17 protein-coding genes and 1 pseudogene are annotated in these 19,600 nt (G+C 72.9%); 9 read left to right on the forward strand and 9 right to left on the reverse strand.

From position 1 onward, the window contains the following. The 6 genes and pseudogenes from ACR9ZK_RS14005 to ACR9ZK_RS14030 form a co-directional block, all read left to right on the forward strand. Positions 1–249: pseudogene (locus tag ACR9ZK_RS14005) on the forward strand (hypothetical protein); the annotation flags it as partial. Then, positions 246–773 (forward strand): 6,7-dimethyl-8-ribityllumazine synthase, encoded by a 528-nt coding sequence (gene ribH, locus ACR9ZK_RS14010; protein WP_481342553.1) that lies wholly within the window; start codon positions 246–248, stop codon positions 771–773. The pseudogene ACR9ZK_RS14005 and the gene ribH, both read left to right, overlap by 4 nt. Positions 774–817: 44 nt before the next feature. Further along, on the forward strand, positions 818–1,081 hold the full coding sequence (locus ACR9ZK_RS14015; protein WP_481342554.1) for a phosphoribosyl-ATP diphosphatase: 264 nt from the start codon (positions 818–820) through the stop codon (positions 1,079–1,081). Positions 1,082–1,124: 43 nt separating this feature from the next. Next, entirely contained in the window at positions 1,125–1,970 is an 846-nt protein-coding gene (hisG, locus tag ACR9ZK_RS14020) for an ATP phosphoribosyltransferase (RefSeq protein WP_481342555.1), read from the forward strand. Then, positions 1,967–2,467, forward strand: coding sequence for a PH domain-containing protein (locus ACR9ZK_RS14025; RefSeq protein ID WP_481342556.1), 501 nt, complete (start codon positions 1,967–1,969; stop codon positions 2,465–2,467). Before hisG ends, ACR9ZK_RS14025 begins: the two co-directional genes overlap by 4 nt. After that, positions 2,464–3,015: a flavin reductase family protein gene (locus ACR9ZK_RS14030; protein ID WP_481342557.1), complete on the forward strand. Its 552-nt coding sequence runs from the start codon at positions 2,464–2,466 to the stop codon at positions 3,013–3,015. Before ACR9ZK_RS14025 ends, ACR9ZK_RS14030 begins: the two co-directional genes overlap by 4 nt. 263 nt (positions 3,016–3,278) lie before the next feature. Here ACR9ZK_RS14030 and ACR9ZK_RS14035 read toward each other — a convergent pair whose 3' ends face one another. Further along, entirely contained in the window at positions 3,279–6,245 is a 2,967-nt protein-coding gene (locus ACR9ZK_RS14035) for a S8 family serine peptidase (protein WP_481342558.1), read from the reverse strand. A gap of 256 nt (positions 6,246–6,501) precedes the next feature. Between ACR9ZK_RS14035 and ACR9ZK_RS14040 the strand changes: the two genes are divergently transcribed. Further along, positions 6,502–6,684 carry a hypothetical protein gene (locus ACR9ZK_RS14040; protein WP_481342559.1) on the forward strand — a complete coding sequence of 61 codons (183 nt, stop codon included), beginning with the start codon at positions 6,502–6,504 and terminating at the stop codon, positions 6,682–6,684. 49 nt (positions 6,685–6,733) lie between these two features. On the opposite strand, the gene ACR9ZK_RS14045 is transcribed toward ACR9ZK_RS14040, so the two are convergent. Together ACR9ZK_RS14045 and ACR9ZK_RS14050 are read right to left on the reverse strand one after the other, a co-directional pair. Continuing rightward, the gene (locus tag ACR9ZK_RS14045) at positions 6,734–7,282 is read right to left on the reverse strand and encodes a VanZ family protein (protein ID WP_481342560.1); all 549 of its coding nucleotides are present in this window, start codon (positions 7,280–7,282) and stop codon (positions 6,734–6,736) included. Continuing rightward, complete coding sequence (locus ACR9ZK_RS14050) at positions 7,279–7,965, reverse strand: M15 family metallopeptidase (RefSeq protein WP_481342561.1); 687 nt, start codon at positions 7,963–7,965, stop codon at positions 7,279–7,281. Before ACR9ZK_RS14050 ends, ACR9ZK_RS14045 begins: the two co-directional genes overlap by 4 nt. 88 nt (positions 7,966–8,053) lie before the next feature. Between ACR9ZK_RS14050 and ACR9ZK_RS14055 the strand changes: the two genes are divergently transcribed. After that, the gene (locus tag ACR9ZK_RS14055; RefSeq protein ID WP_481342562.1) at positions 8,054–8,746 is read left to right on the forward strand and encodes a response regulator transcription factor; all 693 of its coding nucleotides are present in this window, start codon (positions 8,054–8,056) and stop codon (positions 8,744–8,746) included. 10 nt (positions 8,747–8,756) lie between these two features. Continuing rightward, positions 8,757–9,887 carry a sensor histidine kinase gene (locus tag ACR9ZK_RS14060; RefSeq protein WP_481342569.1) on the forward strand — a complete coding sequence of 377 codons (1,131 nt, stop codon included), beginning with the start codon at positions 8,757–8,759 and terminating at the stop codon, positions 9,885–9,887. A gap of 45 nt (positions 9,888–9,932) precedes the next feature. Here ACR9ZK_RS14060 and ACR9ZK_RS14065 read toward each other — a convergent pair whose 3' ends face one another. The 6 genes from ACR9ZK_RS14065 to ACR9ZK_RS14090 all read right to left on the reverse strand — a co-directional run. Beyond that, positions 9,933–11,819, reverse strand: coding sequence for a glycoside hydrolase family 15 protein (locus ACR9ZK_RS14065; protein WP_481342563.1), 1,887 nt, complete (start codon positions 11,817–11,819; stop codon positions 9,933–9,935). A 67-nt stretch (positions 11,820–11,886) separates the two neighbouring features. Continuing rightward, complete coding sequence (locus tag ACR9ZK_RS14070; protein ID WP_481342564.1) at positions 11,887–13,137, reverse strand: glycosyltransferase; 1,251 nt, start codon at positions 13,135–13,137, stop codon at positions 11,887–11,889. 15 nt (positions 13,138–13,152) lie between these two features. Then, a complete protein-coding gene (locus ACR9ZK_RS14075; protein WP_481342565.1) occupies positions 13,153–13,770 on the reverse strand; it encodes a TetR/AcrR family transcriptional regulator in 618 nt (205 codons plus the stop codon). A 45-nt stretch (positions 13,771–13,815) separates the two neighbouring features. Beyond that, on the reverse strand, positions 13,816–15,405 hold the full coding sequence (locus ACR9ZK_RS14080) for an Hsp70 family protein (protein WP_481342566.1): 1,590 nt from the start codon (positions 15,403–15,405) through the stop codon (positions 13,816–13,818). A 94-nt stretch (positions 15,406–15,499) separates the two neighbouring features. Then, positions 15,500–16,756: a M48 family metallopeptidase gene (locus tag ACR9ZK_RS14085; RefSeq protein WP_481342567.1), complete on the reverse strand. Its 1,257-nt coding sequence runs from the start codon at positions 16,754–16,756 to the stop codon at positions 15,500–15,502. A gap of 173 nt (positions 16,757–16,929) precedes the next feature. Continuing rightward, on the reverse strand, positions 16,930–19,600 hold a 2,671-nt coding region (locus ACR9ZK_RS14090), incomplete at its 5' end, for an IPT/TIG domain-containing protein (RefSeq protein ID WP_481342568.1).

A 19,600-nucleotide genomic window follows, 5' to 3' on the forward strand; every position in this document is an offset into this window, starting at 1 on the left:
GACCTGGGGGTGGAGGCCGTCGTGCTGCTGACGAACAACCCGCGCAAGGTCCAGGCGTTGCGCCACCTGGGCCTCGACGTCGTGGCCGTGGAGGGGCTGCACGGTCCGGTGGGTCGCGACAACGAGCAGTACCTCATCACCAAGCGCGAGCGCCTCGGCCACGACATCCCGACCGGTGGCGGCCCGGTGCCCGGGCGGCACCCACAGCAACACCGACAGCACCATGAACACGGACAGGAGACGGCATGAAGGACGGCGCCCCCACCATCAGGACCGACGGGCGGGGCCTGCGCGTCGCCGTCGTCGCCGCGAGCTGGCACCAGACGGTCATGGACGGGCTGCTCGACGGCGCCCGCCGGGGCCTGCGCGACGCCGGGGTCGAGCACGTCGACGTCGTGCGGGTGCCGGGCACCTTCGAGCTACCGGTCGCCTGCGCGCGACTCGCGGAGTGGTACGACGCCCTCGTGGCCCTCGGCGTCGTCATCCGCGGCGGCACGCCACACTTCGAGTACGTCTGCCAGGCGGCGACCGCCGGGCTGACCGACGTCGCGGTCCGAACCGGCACGCCGGTCGGTTTCGGCGTGCTGACCTGTGACGACGAGCAGCAGGCCCTCGACCGCGCCGGCCTGCCCGGTTCGGCCGAGGACAAGGGGCACGAGGCGGCCACCGCGGCGGTCGCCACCGTCGTCGCCCTCGCGCGCGTGGCGCCGCCCGGAGCCGGAGGCAGCGGGGGCCCCCGCGTCGTCCCGGCGGCCCGGTCCGCCACGGAGTGAGCGGGGTCGGGGCGGTGAGCACGGCCCCCGTACGCTTGGGCCTCGTGAAGACCTTCGAACAGCTGTTTGCCGAGCTCGCCGACAAGGCGGCGACGCGGCCCGAGGGCTCGGGCACCGTCGCGGCCCTCGACGCCGGGGTGCACGCCATCGGCAAGAAGATCGTCGAGGAGGCCGCCGAGGTGTGGATGGCCGCGGAGCACCAGACCACGGACGAGGCCGCCGAGGAGATCAGCCAGCTGCTCTACCATCTGCAGGTCCTCATGCTCGCCAAGGGCATCTCGCTCGACGACGTGTACGCGCACCTCTGAGGCGCGGGCCGCTCACCGCCACAACGACTTCCGAGGACCACCCATGCTCCGCATCGCCGTGCCCAACAAGGGCTCCCTGTCCGAGGCGACCGTCGACATGCTCCGCGAGGCGGGCTACCGGACGCGTCGCGACACCAAGGAGCTCGTCGTCACCGACCACGACAACGACGTCGAGTTCTTCTACCTGCGCCCCCGCGACATCGCCGTCTACGTCGGCTCCGGCACCGTCGACGCCGGTGTCACCGGCCGCGACCTGCTGCTCGACTCCGGCTCCGGCGCCATCGAGGTCATGACGCTCGGGTTCGGCGCGTCGACGTTCCGGTACGCCGCACGCCCGGGGCACGTCGCGTCGATCGAGGAGATCGCCGGCAAGCGCGTCGCCACGTCGTACGCCGGGCTCGTGCGCTCGGACCTCGAGCGGCGCGGCGTGACCGGAGAGGTCGTGCGTCTCGACGGTGCGGTCGAGACCGCGATCACCCTCGGCGTCGCCGACGTCATCGCCGACGTCGTCGAGACCGGCACGACGCTGCGCCAGCAGGGCCTCGAGGTCTTCGGCGAGCCGATCCTGCACTCGGAGGCCGTCCTCGTGCGCGGGGACCGGCCCGGAGAGGACCAGGCCGTCGCGGTCCTCCAGCGTCGCCTGGCCGGCGTCATCACCGCCCGCACCTACGTCATGCTCGACTACGACTGTCCGCGCGAGCTCGTCGACCGGGCCACCGAGCTGACGCCCGGCCTCGAGTCACCGACGGTGTCGCCGCTGCAGGACGAGGCCTGGGTCGCCGTCCGCGCGATGGTGCCGCAGGTGGGGCGCAACCGCCTCATGGACGAGCTCTACGACCTCGGGGCGCGAGCCATCCTCGTCACCGACATCGCCGCGTGCCGGCTGTGAGCGACGACCCCGCCCCCGTCGCCCCGCACCACGAGGGTGACGCGCTGGCGCCGTTCCGCCCGCGCCGCGGACGGGTCGTCGCCCTCGTCGCGGTGTGGGGCTCCCTCGTGCTCTTCGGCGCCATCGCACTGCTCATGCCGGCCCAGACCATCGGTCACTGGGGCCTCGTCGACCGTCTCATGCTCTTCGGCCTCGGCGTCGTCCTCGCCGCGGTCGCGTGGCGCTACGCGACGATCGTCGCCGTGCCGAGCCGTGACGGGCTCGTCGTGCGCAACCTCGTCGTGACCCGGACGCTCGAGTGGGCGGAGGTCGTCGGCGTGCAGTTCGGCGGCGGTGAGCCCTGGGTCAGCCTCGACCTCGAGGACGGTGACACCGTGGCCGTCATGGCGATCCAGAAGGCCGACGGCGACGTCGCCGGGCACGAGGCCTCGCGGCTCGCGGCGCTCGTGCAGGCGTTCGGCGAGGCCCGGGAGCCGGGGCAGGGAGAGCGACCGTGACCGACGTGACGCCGGTCGACCCCTCGCCGGAGCACCTGCGCCACGCGCTCGGGCACTTCGCGACCGGGGTCACGATCGTCACCGGATACGCGGCCGACGGCGAACCGGTCGGTTTCGCGTGCCAGTCCTTCGCCTCGGTGTCCCTGCGCCCGCCGCTCGTCCTCTTCTGTGCCGACCACCGCGGGCGGTCCTGGCCGCGGATGCGCGACCAGGCACGCTTCACCGTCAACGTCCTCGAGCACGAGCAGCGTGACGTCGTGGCCCGGTTCGGCTCGAGGGCGGGACGTCGCTTCGACGGGCTGGAGTGGACACCCTCCGAGCACGGCGGTCCGAGCCTCCCGGGGGCCATCGTCCGCGTGCACTGCACCGTGGAGCAGGTGCACGTGGCCGGTGACCACGACGTCGTCATCGGTCGCGTCCGCGGCCTCGAGGACGGCGAGGCCGGCCGGCCGATGCTCTTCTACCGGGGCCGGTTCACGGTCACCGAGCGGCGTGGCAGCTCTGCCCGCGACGACGCAGCCGAGCCGATGGACGACTACTGGGGCTGAGCCCTGCAGGCACCGCAGCGCCGGCGGCCGTCGGTACGGCACGGTCCCGGACGGCATCGAGGAGGTCCACGGACCCGAGGACCCAGCCGACGCCGAGCCGGGCGAGACGCCGAGCGCCGGGCGGGTCACCCTCGCGGCGCTCAGCATTGCTCCGTGTGGCGAGTCACCATCCGTGCCGCGCCAGCCGGCTCATGCCGTGGAGCAATGCTGAGCGGTCGGGGTGTCCCGATCCCGCTGAGGGCGTCATCGCGCCGAGGCGCGACTCAGGCGAGCACCTTGTACGTGACGACGAGGCGCACCTGGCCGATGTCGTAGTCGTTGGTGTAGTAGGCGTTGGGGACGTAGAGGGTTGCCTCCACCTGACGCGTCGAGCTGACCAGACCAGCAGGCGACACCGACCCGATCGTGCGCCAGGCGTTGGACGTTCCGGTGATGATCTCCGGTGCGAAGGTGTAGTCGACGGTGCCCCATCGCGTGAAGCCGGCGCCCAACCGGGACGGCGCCAGGGAGTTGCCGTAGCTCTCGATCCTCAGGGAGGTGTAGCTGAAGGCCGCCGGCGCGGTGAAGCGGTACGTGGCGCCGGCGATCTGGAAACCGTCCCAGTCGAGGCTGCAGGTGTTGTGCAGCCACACACCGTAGGGGGCGAAGTCCGACATGGCGGGGTCGGCATCCGCGCAGTACCCGCCCTCGCTCCCCCCGGCGACGGAGAACTGGGAGCCGTACTTCGTCACGACGGTGCTCTTCGTCACCAGCCTCTTGCTGCTGACCGTGACGGTGTACCGGGCGCTGGTGCGGCGGTTGCCCGCGGCATCCTGCGCGGTGAGCGTCCAGTAGTACGTCCCCGCGCCCACGAGGTAACCGGCGCTGTTGCGGCCGTTCCATGCCAGGGTGGTCCGTCCCGCGCCCCGGCTGCCCGAGACGGTGCGGACGACGGTGCCGGAGCTGTTGCGGACGGTGAGGGTCATGCCGGCGGCCTCGTCGAGCGTGAAGGCGGGCGAGAACGTGTCGCGGTAGCCGTCCGGGTAGGGGTAGAACCCCGAGCCGCTGCCGGTGATGGACGACATCGTGGGCGCAGCCAGGTCGACGCGCACGGGTGCGGTGGCCGAGCCGCGGAGCGTGCCCGCGCTCGTGGCCCGGCTCGTGACGAGCTCGAGGCGGTAGGTCCCGCTCGCTGCCCGGGCGCCCCCGTTCAGCAGGCCGTTCCAGACGAACGTGTGGCTTCCGGCGGCCTGGCTGCCCAGGCTCGCCGGGCCGCGCACGACGGTGCCTGCCGCGTTGCGCACCAGGTAGGTCACCGACTCGGTGTCCGGCAGGTAGTAGGTGGCCTTCGTCGAGTCCGAGCGGCCGTCGGCGTTCGGGCTGAAGACGCTCGGGCTGACCGCGGTGAACCTCGGGTGCAGGGACAGGTTGGTGAAGGTCACGACGGGGGAGGACGGTCCGGCGCACGCCCCGGCCGACGAGCAGCCGACGGCCTTGAGCGAGTGGGCTCCGTCGCTCAGCGCGCTGACCGGATAGGTCAGCGTGTAGGGGGCGCTGGTGTCCAGGCCCCGTCGGACGCCGTCGACGAGGAAGGCCACTGCGCCACCCGGCGCGGTGGCGGTGAACGTCGCGCTGCCAGAGACCGTCTGCGACGGCTTGGGCGAGGTCACGACCGGTGCCGCGTTGGCCAGGGTGACCGTCAGCCGGGCCGGCGTCGGGTTGCACAGGTCCTTGAGGCTGCAGTCCGCAGCGCTGATCGTGTGCACGCCGTTGGGCAGACCCCAGGTGGTCCACACGGTGCTGGCCGAACCGCCGGTGGTGGGGACCGGAGCGCCGAGTGGGGAGCCGTCGACGACGAAGCGGACCTTGGCCGCCGAGGAGGCGGCCGTGATCGTGACCTGCCCGGTGACCGCCGACTCGTTCGCGGGGGCGGTGACCGCGGGCAGCGAGTCGGGGCGCAGGGCATCCATCGCAGCCCGGAAGTCGACCTGGCCCGCGCCCAGCCCGAGGCCGGTGTAGCCGTGCGCCGAGCCGACGATGGCGGCGCGGACGTCCGCCGCGCTCACACCGGGACGCAGAGACCAGAGCAGGGCGGCCTCGGCCGACACCAGCGGCGTGGAGAAGGACGTGCCGTCGGCGGTGTCGTAGCTCTGCTGGAAGAAGGCGCTGCCGGCGGTCGGCGCGGTACTGGTGATCGACGTGCCCGGCGCCGCGACGGTCACCCACGGGCCGTACTGGGAGAAGGACGCGCGGTGGCCTGCCGCGTCGGTCGCCCCCACGGCGACGACGCCGGGGTAGGCGGCGGGATAGCTGGGCGTCGTGCTGCCGTCGTTGCCGGCCGCGGCGACCACGAGGACCCCCTTGCCCACCGCGTAGGCGACGGCGTCGGACTCGACCTGCGCGGGGGACTGGCTGCCGAGGCTGAGGTTGATGACGTTCGCGCCGTGGTCGGCGGCCCAGACGATGCCCGCGGCCTCCGCGTCGGACCAGACCTGACCGGAGGCGTCGGCGACCTTGACCGCCATCACGCTCGCTCCCATGGACGCGCCGGCGATCCCGATGCCGTTGTCGGCGGTCGCGGCGGCGACGCCGGCGACGAAGGTGCCGTGCCCCACGGCGTCGCTGACGTCCGTCCCGCTGTCGACCGCGTTGTACGAGTCGGTGACCCGACCCGTGAGGTCCGGATGGAGCACGTCGACGCCGCTGTCGACGACGGCGACGCGGACGCCGGCGTCACCGCGGTGCACGTCCCACGCGCTCGGGGCGGTGATCGCGTCGAGGTACGGCGCGGTCGCCGAGTAGCTCGGGTCGTCGGGAAGGAAGCTGAGCGTCTTGCGACCCACGACATCGACCCGGGTGACGTCGGAGCGTCTCCGCAGCTTCGCCGCGAACCCGTCGGCGGCAGCCTTCGGCACCTCGACCGAGAAGGTGCCCAGCTGGCGCAGCACCCGGCGCTGCGTCGCACCGTCCGCCGTGGCGGCGCGAACGACATCGGCCAACGAGGAGGTGTTGACCCGTGCCCCACCGCGGACCTTCACCGAGAGGACCACCTTGCCGGGGTCGCGCCGGACGGCCAGGCTTCTGAGCCGGGCGTCGGCGCCGGGGCGGTCGGAGCCGGGGCCCTTGGCGGACTGGGCGTGCAGCTGGCGCAGCCGCTCCTGCTTGGTCACAGGTGGCGAGGGGTTGTCCCCCGCGGCGAGGGCGGCCGTGGCAGGAGCCCAGACCAGCCCCAGGACCACGACAGCAGACATGACAGATCGGCGGTGCAGCACGCCCATGGAACCCCTTTGACAGCCCGCCGGAGCTCGGTCGTCGAGCAGGGCGAGAACCCGCCCGAGCGGAACAGCAACGGGCCGAGGGGAAACCTAGCCTGCGACGAGCGCCCGGGGAGCAGAATGGGCGAAATGCGCCTTTGTCAGCGCGGGAGACGGCGTAGGTGCTGACGGCGGCGCGCCACCTGCGCCTGCAGAGGTCGCACCGGGGTACGTGCGCGGGTACCGTCGAACGATGAGCGACGGACCCGCGGAGGACCGCGTCGAGGCGCGCGCAGAGCTCCTGCCGGAGGAGCAGGCCGCGGGCAGCGACGACCCCGAGACCCAGGCACGGGCCATCCTCGCCGAGTCGGACGAGCGCACCGAGGATCCCGAACGCACACGACACGAGTCCACCCAGACGCCGGACGAGCACTGACGCGACGGCGCACCGGCGTCACCGGCTCCGGCGAGGCCCGCGGCCCCGGTCACCCTCTGCCCGGGCTGTCCGGACGTGCCAGGGGCCCGGCGTCACGCACGTGCGCCACCTGCCACGGTGAGGCGACGTAGAGGGCCGCGCCGACCACGGCCACCGCGGTCCCGACCACGCAGACCCGGACCAGCACCGCGACGGTCCGGACCCGGAGCCGGCGCCGGACGAGGGCGAGCACAGCGAGTCCGGCCAGAGCACCGGCGGTGTTGACGACGATGTCGGTGGTGTCCGACCTCCCCACACCGAGAACGTACTGCGCGAGCTCCAGGGCCAGGCTGGCCCCCGCTGCGGTTGGAGCGACCGTCCGTCCCGGTCGCTCCCGGCGCAGGAGACCCAGGTACACGCCGAACGGGACGAAGAGCAGGAGGTTCGCCGCGACCTCGGACGGCGCGCTGGCACCGGCCTGCCGGGTCGCCACGAACGGAACGAGCTTGACGACGCGCTCGCTGCCGGTCCACGGGACGTCGAGCTTCCACAGCACGGCCCACCCGAGGAGGGCGAGGTAGAGGGCGAACAGCGCGCCGAGGCGGCGTCGGCCCGTCATTGCTGCATCCGGGGGTCGTGCGACGGGTCGCTGAACATCGCCGGGCAGCCACGCTCGCCGGCATCGGCGCGGAGCTCGTAGTGCCAGGGCTCGTTGGCGTAGACCTGGCACAGGCCGTATTTCGCCCCGTGCTGCGAGAGCCACGTGGTGGCGTCGAGCTCCCCGACGTCGACCGCCTCTCCCGCGACGTGGGGGGACGCGGCTGCGTCGGCGACCCAGCGGGAGGCCTCCGCACCCGTGCCGTACCTGGTGACCGCCTCGTCGCGCAGCCGGTCCTGGTAGGCCGCCGAGCGCCAGCCGCTGTTGACGAAGATCGTGACCCCCTGCCGCTCGGCAGCCGTCGTGGCCCTGCGGAGGGCGCGGACCAGGGCCGGGTCGAGCTTGCTCAGGGCCGGGAACCCGGTGTCGAACGCCGTGACACCGTCAGGGAGCCGACCGTCCGCGACGCCGAGTCCGTGCGTGTCGCCGGTCAGCTCACCGGGCGCGTGGAGGGAGGCAGTCGCTCGGATGCGCTCGTAGGAGGCGTGCACGGACGGCTCGGCAACCCCGGGTGGTGCTGCCGACCCATCGGCCGGCGCGCGGCAGGCGGTGACGCCCACCAGCACGATGACGATGCCGAGGACGGTGGGCAGGGCCGACCGACGGCGGTGCCGTCGCGCCGAGGAGTGCTGGAACGGGAACATGCCGTCCAGCCAAGCCCGGGCCGCGTTGCCGGCGCGTATGCCGTTTTCGATACGCGGACGATAGGGGCGCGGTCCCTATCCTTGGCGCATGCGCGTGTTGGTCGTCGAGGACGAGCCCCTGCTCGCAGGAGCCATCCGTGACGGCCTGCGGCTGGAGGCGATCGCGGCCGACACGGCCGGGGACGGCGACCTCGCCCTGGAGCTGCTGGCCGTCAACGCGTACGACATCGCCGTGCTCGACCGCGACGTCCCCGGACCCAGCGGCGACGAGATCGCCAGGCACATCGTCGAGTCCGGTGCCGGGACGCCGATCCTCATGCTGACGGCGGCCGACCGCATCGAGGACAAGGCCTCGGGCTTCGAGCTCGGCGCCGACGACTACCTCACCAAGCCGTTCGAGCTGAGGGAGCTCGTGCTCCGCCTCCGGGCGCTCGACCGCCGGCGCACCCACAGCCGACCACCGGTGCGCGAGATCGCAGGTCTGAGGCTCGACCCGTTCCGCCGCGAGGTCTACCGCGACGGTCGGTACGTCGGCCTCACCCGGAAGCAGTTCGCGGTGCTCGAGGTCCTCGTGGGTGCGGACGGCGGTGTCGTCAGCGCCGAAGAGCTGCTCGAGCGGGCCTGGGACGAGAACGCCGACCCGTTCACCAACGCCGTCCGCATCACGGTCTCGGCGCTGCGCAAGCGACTCGGCGAACCGTGGGTCATCGCCACGGTTCCCGGCGTCGGCTACCGCATCGACGCAGGGCCGGACGCCGGTCGGGGCGGTCCGGGTGCCTAGGCCGCCGGGCCTGAGCGTCCGCCTCAAGCTCACGCTCAGCTACACGGGCTTCCTCATGGTCGCGGGCACCTTGCTGCTGGCGACGGTCTGGGTCTTCCTCCTGCGCTACGTGCCCGAGCACACACGCACCGGTCCGGGCCTGCCGGGCCCCTTCACCCCGACGCGCTCCGACCTCCTCGATGCGTTCACGCCGCGCGCCGTCCAGGCGCTGACGTTCCTTCTCGCGTTCGGCCTCGTCGGGGGGTGGCTGCTTGCCGGACGGATGCTGGCGCCCCTGAGCCGGATCACCGAGGCGACCCGCGTCGCGGCCACCGGCTCGCTGGCGCACCGGGTCCGGCTCGAGGGCCGCAGCGACGAGTTCCGTGAGCTCGCAGACGCCTTCGACACCATGCTCGCGCGGCTCGAGGCACACGTCGCCGAACAGCGGCGCTTCGCCGCCAACGCCTCGCACGAGCTGCGCACCCCCCTCGCGATCACCCAGACCCTCCTCGAGGTGGCCCGCAAGGACCCGGACCACGACCACGGGCAGCTCGTCGGACGGCTCCTCGACCTCAACGCCAGGGCAGTCCGGCTCACCGAGGCGCTGCTCCTGCTCAGCCGGTCCGGCCAGCGCTCCTTCACCCGGGAGGAGGTCGACCTGTCACTGCTCGCGGAGGACGCCGCCGAGACGCTGCTCCCGCTGGCAGAGGAGCGTGGTGTCGCCATCGAGACCTCGGGCGACACCGCCCCGACGCTCGGGTCGCCGGTGCTCCTGCAACAGATGACGACGAACCTCGCGCACAACGCGATCGTCCACAACCTGCCTCGGGGCGGCACGGTGTGGGTCACGACCAGCGCGCCGACCGAGGGGAGCGTCGTGCTCACCGTCGAGAGCACCGGTGAGCACCTCGACGCCGCCCTGGTCGGCACGCTCGCCGAGCCCTTCCAACGCGGGGCCGGACGCACGCGAACCGAGCACGCCGGTGTCGGCCTCGGCCTCGCCATCGTGGACAGCATCGTCCGGGCACACGACGGGACCCTCACGCTCACCCCGCGTCCGGGTGGCGGACTGCACGTCGCCGTCCGGCTGCCTGCCGCCGGGGCTCGCCCGCGCCATCCCCACCAGGCCTCGGGGACCTCCGCGTCATCGTGCGAGACGTGAGTGCCGTGGCAAGGGCCGGCCCCGCTCAACCGGTGGCGGTCCGGCTCACTCGGACCGACCAGATTCGTGCTCGTGGGCGATCACGTGCATGACCGCGTTGATCAGGGCCAGGTGGGTGAACGCCTGCGGGAAGTTGCCCAGGTGGCGACCGGTGTGGGTGTCGATCTCCTCGGCATAGAGCTCGAGCGGCCCGGCCAGCGACAGCAGCTTGGCGCACAGCTCGTGAGCTCGCCGGTGCTGCCCGATCTCGGACAGCGCCGACACGAGCCAGAACGAGCAGATCGTGAAGGTGCCCTCCTTGCCGGAGAACCCGTCATCGGTCTCGTCCACCCGGTACCTCAGCACCAACCCGTCCTCGGTGAGCTCGTCGGCGATCGCGAGCACCGTCGCCCGGATCCGCGGGTCGTCGGACGGAAGGAACCGCACCAGCGGCGCCAGGAGCAGCGACGCATCGAGGGCGTCGGTCCCGTAGTACTGGGTCAGCACGCCGCGATCGTCGACGCCGTGTTCGAGGACGTCCGCCTTGATCTCGTCGGCGGCCAGCCGCCACTGGGAGGCCTCGGCCTCCTGCCCGATCATCGCGGCGAGGCGCGCACCGCGGTCGGCCGCGACCCAGCACATGATCTTCGAGGAGGTGAAGTGCTGCAGCTCGCCGCGTACCTCCCAGATGCCCGCGTCCGGCTCCCGCCAGTGCTTGAGGGCCGCCTCGACCTGCTTGCCGAGGATCGGCCAGATCCGCCCGTCCAGGTGGTCGGCGACCTTCGAGTGCAGGTACACGGAGTCGAGGAGCGCGCCCCAGACATCGTGCTGCACCTGCGAGTGGGCGGCGTTGCCGACGCGCACCGGCCGTGAGCCGGCGTACCCGGGCAGGTGGTCGAGCGTCGACTCGGAGAGGTCGCGCTCTCCACCGATCCCGTACATGATCTGCAGGTCGTCGTCACGCTCGGCGACGTCGGCGATGAACGAGAAGAAGTCGACTGCCTCCCAGTCGAACCCGAGCGAGTACATGCCCCACAGGGCGAACGTCGCGTCACGGATCCAGGTGAAGCGGTAGTCGTAGTTGCGTGCGCCCCCGACGGTCTCCGGTAGCGACGTCGTCGCGGCCGCCGCGATGGCTCCGGTCGGGGCGTACGTCAGTCCCTTGAGCGTCAGGGCGCTTCGCTGCAGGTAGCTGCGCCACGGGTGGTCGGGGAAGCGGCCGCGCGCGAGCCAGTGCTGCCAGTGGTGTGCCGTCCACTCGAGCCGGTCGTGCGCCTCGGCGCTGGTCAGCGGTGGCGGGACGGCCCCCCACGAGAGGGCGAGAAAGCGCTCGTCGCCGGCCTTGAGCAGCGTCCGGGCCGTGGCCTGCCCGCCCTCGAAGCCGAGACGAAGATCCGTCGTCAGCGTCACCGACACGTCGGACCCCTCGGCCGATGCGCGCCCCTGGTGGTAACCGCGGTCGGTGTACTCCCATCGCGCCGTCCGACGGCCGTAGTCGAGCACGGGCTCGCACTCCATCACCAGCTGCACCTCGCCCGACACGCAGCGGATGTTGCGCAGGAGCGTGTGCTCGGAGTCGTAGTCCACGGGCGTGCGCTGGTGCTTCAGGGACACCCCGTCGTCGTGGTGCCACGGACCGATGAGCAGGACGTCCCGGACGATGATCCACCCTGTCGGGGTGCCCCAGCTCGTCTCGAGCACCATCGTCCCCGGTAGGTAGCGGCGTGCCGACGGCACGCTCACGTCCGAGGGCCCCAGGCGGAAGCGCCCCGAGTGCCGCCCGAGCATCGCGCCGAAGACGCTCGGGGAGTCCAAGCGCGGCAGGCACATCCAGTCGACGTCCCCGCCGGGAGCCACGAGCGCCGCCACCTCACCGTCCGACAGGAACCCGTAGTCCGCGATCGGCACCGTCTGGTGCGTCGGAATGCCCTGCCCGTGCGGTGTGTCGGCCATCGGGTCCATGGCAACAGGTTCGTCGACGACGACGGTCGCCACAAGAGCAAGAGCCGGCGCACCGTACCTAGTGCCCGCTGAGCAGCGCCTCCACGTGGTCCGCCCCGGACACCGCCCCGCCCGCGGCGGTGTAGCCGGCGGCGACCCGGCGCGCACCCTCGGCCATGGTCATCGCCTGACGGACCTTGTGGCGCAAGGACGCCGGCGTCAGCCTGCGTGGCGACAACCGGGTCCCCGCACGCGCGTGCACGACGCGGGCGGCCACCTCGTGCTGGTCGCGGCCGAAGGGGACGACGCAGACCGGCACCCCCCGGGCGAGAGCCTTCTGCGTGGCGCCCATCCCGCCGTGCGTGACGGCGACGACGGCCCGCTCCAGGACGGGGCCGTGCGGCACGAAGTCGAGGACCCGGACGTTGCCTGCTGACCTCCCCGCGGCAGCGGCGACGTCGCCGTGGGTCCCGCTCGTGCCGGCCGGTGCGGTGACGACGACGGTGAACGGCTCGCCGGCGAGGCCGTCGACCGCCGCCCGGACGAGGTCCCCGTCGGCCTGGTACTCCGAGGAGGTCGTCACCAGGGCCAGCGGTCCTTCGAGTTCGTCGAGCCACTCCGGGACCTGGACCGGAGGTTCCCAGGGGAGCGCGCCGATCATGGCGACCCGGCCGCTCCAGTCGGGGTGCGGGTACTCGAACGGCTCGCCGGTCGCCACGAGCATCACGTCGGCGCGGTGGAAGAACGCGTCGGCCGACGTCACGACCGGCAGGCCACGCTGCCTGCGCAGGGCGTTGATCCTGGGCGTCATCGCCGCCTCGGCGGCGCCCAGCACGAGCGGTCGGAGCAGGGCGTCGCGGACGCGTCCGACGGGTCCGGGGATCGGTGCCAGTCCCGGCCCGAACGGCGGTGTGCCCCGTGAGCGGATGGGTGGGGTGTACGGGCTGAAGAAGGCCCACGGTCCGCCCCAGGCCTCGGCGGTCAGGGACGCGCCCCAGGCGTTGAGGTCGACGACCACGACGTCGGGGTGGACCTCGTCGATGGCCCGTTGCAGGTCCGGTCCGTCGAGGCCGGCCCGTTCACAGAAGGTGAGGACGGTCCGCTCGAGAGCACGCCGAGCACCGCGGGCGGACCAGTCGGTGTGGCCGATGGCCGCGACGGCGGGGTCGATGGGCTGAACGGACAGCCCCAGCCCGCGCAGCGTCTCCACCTGGGAGGCCAGGGTGCGGACGTGTACGTCGTGGCCGCGCCGTCGGAGCTCGAGCAGCAGCGGCGTCATCGGGAACACGTGACCGATGGCGGGGGAGGTGTAGGCGAGGACGACGGACATGGTCGCTCCGATCGCTCAGCTGCTCGGCGCAGCAGCGGGTTGGGTGAGCGGCTCGAGGATCTCGAGCAGCGCCTCGGTGACCTGGCGCCGGCTCAGACCGGCGTCGGTGCGCAGCAGGTTCCAGGTGTGGACGTCGCACACGGCGACGAGCTGGGCCAGACGCCGTCGGCGTGCGGGTCCACGCAGGTTCGCAAGGGTCGGCGCGAAGACGCGGGCGCACCACTGGCGGTGGAGGTCTCGGCCGCTCTGCGCGATCTCGGCGATGGTCGGCGAGGACTCCTCCTCGGCGAGCAGCCGGAGCGCGATCGCGCCGGCCTGCTCATAGTGCTCGACGAGGTTGTGCACGATCCCTCGCAGGTCGCCGACCGGCGCCTCCTGACGCTGGGCCTGCACCGCGGCGCGTCCGCGTGCCGCGGCTGCGGCGACCAGGCGCTCCTTGTCGCCGAAGCGACGGATCACCGTCTGCACCGTGACGCCGGCCCGTTCCGCGACGCCGGCCAGCGTGAGACGGGCGTACGGGACCTCGACGAAGAGGCTGGTGGTCGCGTCCAGGATCCGCTCGCCCGTCTCGGCCGCAGCGCGGGCCCGCGCATCCATGACGTACGGCCGTGACGCGGGGGCCGCTTCTTTCATGTCAATGACATTAACGCAAAAAGGGCGGCGCCGTCCACACCCGGCTCAGACGCGGAGCACGTGCTCCTGCCGGTAGCCGGTCGTCAGGTCGGTGAGGGAGAGCTCGACGATGCCGTCCGAGTCGACGGTGTAGCGCTCCTCGAGCAGCGGCCCGGCCTCGAGGCGCACGATGGGCAGGCCCTGCAGGACCGACGCGTCGAGAGCCTCGCCGCTCGCGGTCCGGTCCGCCGCCTGCTGGAGCTCCGGGTCGAACGGGAAGACGATCTGGGCCATCGGCGCGAGGTCGCCGCGCGGCTCGCCCTGGTCGTCGACCGAGGAGTACTCCACGAACCGGAACCAGCCGATGTTGTGAGCCGCCTGGTACCGGCGGGTCACGACCACCGGGGCGGCGGACTCCGGCTCGCCCAGCGCGTCGGCGGTCGGCAGCGACCGGTCGAGCACCGGGTCGAAGGACACGGCAGCCCCGCCCTCGCGCTCGCGGAAGACGCCGAAGCCGCGCGAGAGCCGGTCGCGCAGCGAGAACCCCGCGTCGGGGTCGGCCGCGATGGCGAGGCCGACGGCCGTGGACGCGCTCGGCAGCGGGGAGCGGTGCACGCGACGACCGAAGCGCGACCGCAGCACGCGGGGGACGAGCGGCAGGCCGCTCGCCCCGCCGACGATGTAGATGCCGGCCACTCCCTGCAGCTCGTCACCGTCGTCGTCGGCCGAGAGCGACCGCACCAGCGGCTCCATCGCCTCCGTGGTGGCCGCGACGAGGGGCGTCACGGCGGAGTAGAAGTCGTCGACGGGAACGGTCACTGCGGTGCTGCCGTCGTCATCGACCCCGGGTACCTCGACGGTGACCCGTCGGGACTGCGGACCGATCCGCTCCTTGGCCTCGCGGCACTCCTCGAGCAGGCTCGCCCACGACACCTCGGACAGCTCGGTGCCCGAACGGCCGGCAGCCCGAAGGGCGACCGCGGCGAGCTCCTGGTCGAAGTCGTCCCCGCCGAGCCGGTTGACGCCGAAGGAGTCGAGCACCTCGTGGTGGGTGCCCGACAGCCGCAGCAACGACGCGTCGAAGGTGCCTCCGCCGAGGTCGTAGACGATGACGAGGTCTCGCCGAGACGTGATCGACCGTGCCTGCCGGTGGGCGAACTCGAAGCTGGCGGCCGAGGGCTCGTTGACCAGGCCGGCCACGTCGAAGCCGGCCCGCCGGCAGGCCTCCAGCGTGAGGAAGCGTTGGGCGCTGTTGGCCTGGGCGGGTACGCCGAGCACGGCCCGCGGTGTGGCCGTCCGATCCAGCCTGCCCTCGATGCTCGAGCCCGTCCGGAGCGCGTCCAGCACGGCCGAGAAGTGCCCGGTCAGGACGTCGAACAGCGGCACCTGCCGGTCGCCGAGGCGCATGGGGGTGTCCGGCGTGACGCGGGGCTCGGCGAGCAGTCGCTTGAACGAACGCGCGGACGGCGCGCCCCGGCGGGCCGCCTCCAGCGCCGCGAAGCCGTGGAGCAGCGTCCCTCCGTCGTCCGCGACGACGGACGGGAAGTGGTCACGGGCGTCTCCGTCCTCGTCGAGGAAGGCCACCACCGGGTAGTTGCCCCGGTCGGCGTGGGCGACGACGGTGTACGTGGTGCCGAAGTCGAGGCCGAGATCCATCCCCCAAGGCTAGGCCGCGCGCGCCGGCACCGACGATCCGGCCCGGACCTCGGCGCGCCCGGACCACAGCCCTCCGGTGGGTCGCGACCGGGCCTCAGGTGTTCGGGTGGATCAGCTCGTCCTCGAGCTGACGAGTGAGAGCGGGTCGTAGCCGGGCCAGCTCACCGTCGGCGTCGTCCGTGTCGGACAGGGCCAGCGTGCCCTCGGCGTCGCGTGCCTCGACGAGCGACAGTCGCAGGTCGTCGCGCGGGTGACTCGCGTCCCAACGCAGGTCCTGGTCCTCGGCACGGCGGCGGGCGGCGGCGACCTGCTCGGCCGTCGGGGCCGGACGTGCGCGCACCGACTCGAGGACGGTGAACGGGTCCTCGCGGCGACGTACACCGGCGGCCGTCAGCGTTCGCAGGCCCGACACGCTCTCGAGCGTGACGAGGAGCCGAACCACCGCGGCGGTGCCCGCGACGTCAGCGGCCCGGAGGTCCGAGAGGTACTCGCGTGGCTGCGAGTCGACCGCCGCGAGCCGCTCGAAGAGGAGCAGCAGGAGCGTCGCCGGCACGGACAGGATCCGCAGCACCAGGGATCCGAAGGCGTTCATGACGGCCTCGGAGCTCGCGCGCCGGTAGTCGACGAAGTCCGAGTACGCGTCGGCCGGCAAGGGGACGAGCAGGGTGGCGGCACGGCAGAGCACGCCGTGTGCCGTCCAGACGAGGTGGCCCACGGTCGTGTCTCCGCCGCGGAGGTGGCCCATCTCGTGCGCGAGCAGAGCGACGCGGGCGTCGTCGCTCAAGAGTGTCCAGAGCGGGAGGCCGATGACGAGGGCCTGACGGCGCCCCCAACCCACCCGCGACACGCCGGCGTTGAACTCCGTCGACACCGCGATGAGGTCGGGCCTGGGCGTACCGACGGCCTCGGCCACGACCGCGACGAGACCGTTCGTGTTCGGGTAGTCGTGCGCCGGCAGCAGGTGGACGTCCTCGAGACGGCCAGGGCGTGGCGAGACCGCGGCCACGACCAGCCAGCCGAGCACGACACCGAACCAGGCGACCGCGTTCTTCGACGCGAACGTGGCCACGACGAGCAGAACCACGGTGGTGGCGTATCCCAGCAGCACCAGCACCGAGATCGCCAGGACACCGCCCGAGACGCCCGCCGGGGATGACGGCGCCTCCCCGTGGCCGGCCTCGGCGCAGAGCCCATTGTGGATGCGGGCCGACGCACGGTCGAGCGCTGCTCGCCGTCGGCGCGCGAACCACGAGAGGCGGGGTCGTGCGGGGTCGGCGACCCGCTGCGCGGCCCGTGTGGGGACGCCGCCGGCGGGCTCGGGCGTGGAGGGCACGGGGTGGAGCTCGGACAACGGGATCCCTTCTGGTGGCAGCGTCTGCCGGATGCTACGGCCGCCTGACCCGACCACGGGCCCGTTCGACGCCCAGAGGTCGTCGGCGACGAGCCGGTGCAGCCGATGGGTCGGGCGCGGGCGGTGAAGTCCGCTGGGACAGCCGGCTCACCCCCGCCGTCACCGGTGCCCGCTCAGCGGAAGTGGATGAAGTTCGACGGCCAGGACGACGTGCCCTTCGTGAGGATGCGGCGACCGCTCATCGAGGTGTACGTGACGCCGAGGACCGTGCCGCCGTACCCGCTCTCGGAGATCGCGACCTTCGTGCCGTCGGAGCTGACCCAGTCGACGTAGGCCACATGGTTGCTGTTCCACTGCGCGATGGTGCCGACCTTCGGCCTCTGGTCCACGACGAAGCCCTTGGCCCGGGCCCGGTCGTCCCACGTCGCCGCGTTGCCGAGGTTTCCGGGGTTGGGCACGCCGTCGCGGGACAGGCGGTAGGCGGAGAAGTTGGTGCAGTTGTTGCCCCAAGCGTCGACCGGGTAGCCCCACGCGCTCTGGCCGTAGTAGCCGAAGCGGGTGATGCACGTCTGGGTGGCCTTGGAGTAGCACGCCCAGCTGCGCGGGCCCGGACCGCCGGTGATGGCCCACACGACCTTGGGGCCCTCGTACACCGCCACGTTCGCGTCACCGAGCATCCGCACGATCGACCCGGGGGCGTCGGTGGTCTTCGTCGACCACAGCACCGATCCCGAGCGGGACTTGACGACGAAGCTGCCGTCGGTGCGCATGACGGCGACGTTGCCCGAGCCCGACGTCAGCGCCGACCACTGCAGCCGGCCGGCCGAGGTCGTGACGACGAGGTTGCCGTCGGTGCGCATCGTGAGGCGCCACGACGCGTTGACCGACTGCAGCGACTCGCCGGCGCGCAGGGTCTGCCCCGACAGGAGGCGGTCGTACCGGATCCCACGGTGGTCCCAGACGGGCGTGACGCCCTGGCTCAGGAGCAGGAGCCCGTCGTCACCGAGCGTCAGGTGCGCGCCCGTCCAGCCGGACGTCGCGCTGCTCCAGATGCCCGCGCCGCTCGCGTTGAGCAGGACGACGTTGCCGTCCGCGCGGACGGTCAGCCGGTTGCCGGTGCCCGTGGTGCCGGCCGACCAGAGGCGGGTGGTGCCCTTGGTCAGCACGAGGTCGCCGCCGGGCTGGAGCGTCAGCGTGTAGGCGCCGTTGGGCGAGCGCATCGTCGTGCCCGCGGTCAGGGACTGGCCCGGCTGCAGCGAGGCGCCGGCGTCGTAGAGGAAGCCGTCGCTCTTGACGACGGTGCCGGCGGGGGTGGTGACGCGGACCGGCACCGTGCCGGTCCAGACCCGGGCCGGGACGACGGCGGTGAGGCGGGTCGCCGAGACCCGGGTGAAGGACGTGGCCGGTACCCCGTTGAACAGCACGGCGGACGCGTTCTGGAACGACGTGCCGCTCAGCGTGACGGTGGTACCCCCCGCGAGCGGGCCGGACGACGGCGACACGAGGGTGACGACCGGCGGGTCCTGGTACGTGAAGGCGTTGGCGGCACGAGGAGCCGAGTTGCCACCGGGTGTGACGACGTGGAGGTTGACGACGCTCTCCGCCATCGGCGGCACGGTGGCGGTCACCGTGGTGGAGGAGACCCGGGTGAACGCCGTCGCGGGCTTGCTGCCGAACGTGACCGCGCTGACGCGGTCGAAGGCCGTGCCGGTGATCGTGACGGTCGTGCCACCCCTGGTCCGCGACAGCGTGGGCGTCACGCCGGTGACGGTCGGGACGGCCTGGTAGACGAAGCGGCTGGCCGAGCCGGTGGCCGACGTGCCGCCGGGCGCGACGACCTGCACGTCGACGGTGCCGTCGGCGTGGGCGGGGCTCGTCACGCGGAGCTGCGTGTCGGACACGCGGACGAGGGCGGTTCCCGGCACGCCGTCGAAGGTGACCGACTGGGCCCGCCCGAACGTCGTGCCGGTCAGGGTGACGACGGTGCCACCGCGCAGCGGGCCGGCCGGAACCGACAGCGAGGTGACGCGCGGGGCGGGCTCGTAGGCGAACGTCGCCGCGGCGACGTCGGGGGAGGTGCCGTTGGCGTTGACCGCGCGCACCGACACCGTGCCCGCGGCGTGCGCGGGGGTCGTGACCCGGAGCGTCGTCGAGCTGACGACGACGAGGTCGGTGCCCGGCGTGCTGCCGAACCGCACCGAGGTGACGTCCTCGAGGTGGGTGCCGGTGACCGTGAGAACCGTGCCGCCCGCGAGCGGCCCCGCGTCTGCCGAGAGACCCGTCACCGCGGGCGGGGCGCCGAAGGTGTACCTCGTCGCCGGGCCCACGGCCGACCAGCCGCCGGCGGACGTGACCCGGACCCAGACCGTCCCCGCGGCGTGCGCGGGGGCGGTGACCTTCAGCGTCGACGCCGAGACCCGGGTGACCTGGAGGACCCGGGTGCCGCCGAAGAAGACGGAGCTGGCGTTGCCGAGGTTCGTGCCCGTCAGGGTCACGACCGTGCCGCCGCGCGACGGGCCGCTCGAGGGCGACACGTTCGTCACGGTCGGGACCGCCTCGTACGAGTACCGGCCGCTCCGGACGACGGGGGTCGTGCCGTTCGGCGTCGTGACGCGGACGTCGACCGTCCCCGCCGGGCGGGCCGGGGTGACGGCGCGCACCGACGTCGCGGACAGGCGCGTGAACGACGGGGCGCGTGAGGTGCCGAACCAGACGGTCGTGGCACCGGTGAGGGCGGTGCCGCTGATCGTGACCGTCTGGCCGCCCGCCGTCGGACCTGCGCTGGTGGACAGGCCGGTGAGGGTGGGCGTGACGGCGTAGCGGAAGCGGGTGGCCGGCGTCGCC

The organism is Monashia sp. HAY1-5C (assembly GCF_056755255.1).

Bases quoted from the DNA above. Each gene is read 5' to 3' on its own strand.
- ACR9ZK_RS14080 (WP_481342566.1), bottom strand. From the start codon at position 15,405: ATGGATCTCGGCCTCGACTTCGGCACCACGTACACCGTCGTCGCCCAC.
- ribH (WP_481342553.1), top strand. From the start codon at position 246: ATGAAGGACGGCGCCCCCACCATCAGGACCGACGGGCGGGGCCTGCGC.
- ACR9ZK_RS14045 (WP_481342560.1), bottom strand. From the start codon at position 7,282: ATGACGGGCCGACGCCGCCTCGGCGCGCTGTTCGCCCTCTACCTCGCC.
- ACR9ZK_RS14040 (WP_481342559.1), top strand. From the start codon at position 6,502: ATGAGCGACGGACCCGCGGAGGACCGCGTCGAGGCGCGCGCAGAGCTC.
- ACR9ZK_RS14075 (WP_481342565.1), bottom strand. From the start codon at position 13,770: ATGAAAGAAGCGGCCCCCGCGTCACGGCCGTACGTCATGGATGCGCGG.
- hisG (WP_481342555.1), top strand. From the start codon at position 1,125: ATGCTCCGCATCGCCGTGCCCAACAAGGGCTCCCTGTCCGAGGCGACC.
- ACR9ZK_RS14035 (WP_481342558.1), bottom strand. From the start codon at position 6,245: ATGTCTGCTGTCGTGGTCCTGGGGCTGGTCTGGGCTCCTGCCACGGCC.
- ACR9ZK_RS14050 (WP_481342561.1), bottom strand. From the start codon at position 7,965: ATGTTCCCGTTCCAGCACTCCTCGGCGCGACGGCACCGCCGTCGGTCG.
- ACR9ZK_RS14055 (WP_481342562.1), top strand. From the start codon at position 8,054: ATGCGCGTGTTGGTCGTCGAGGACGAGCCCCTGCTCGCAGGAGCCATC.
- ACR9ZK_RS14065 (WP_481342563.1), bottom strand. From the start codon at position 11,819: ATGGCCGACACACCGCACGGGCAGGGCATTCCGACGCACCAGACGGTG.
- ACR9ZK_RS14070 (WP_481342564.1), bottom strand. From the start codon at position 13,137: ATGTCCGTCGTCCTCGCCTACACCTCCCCCGCCATCGGTCACGTGTTC.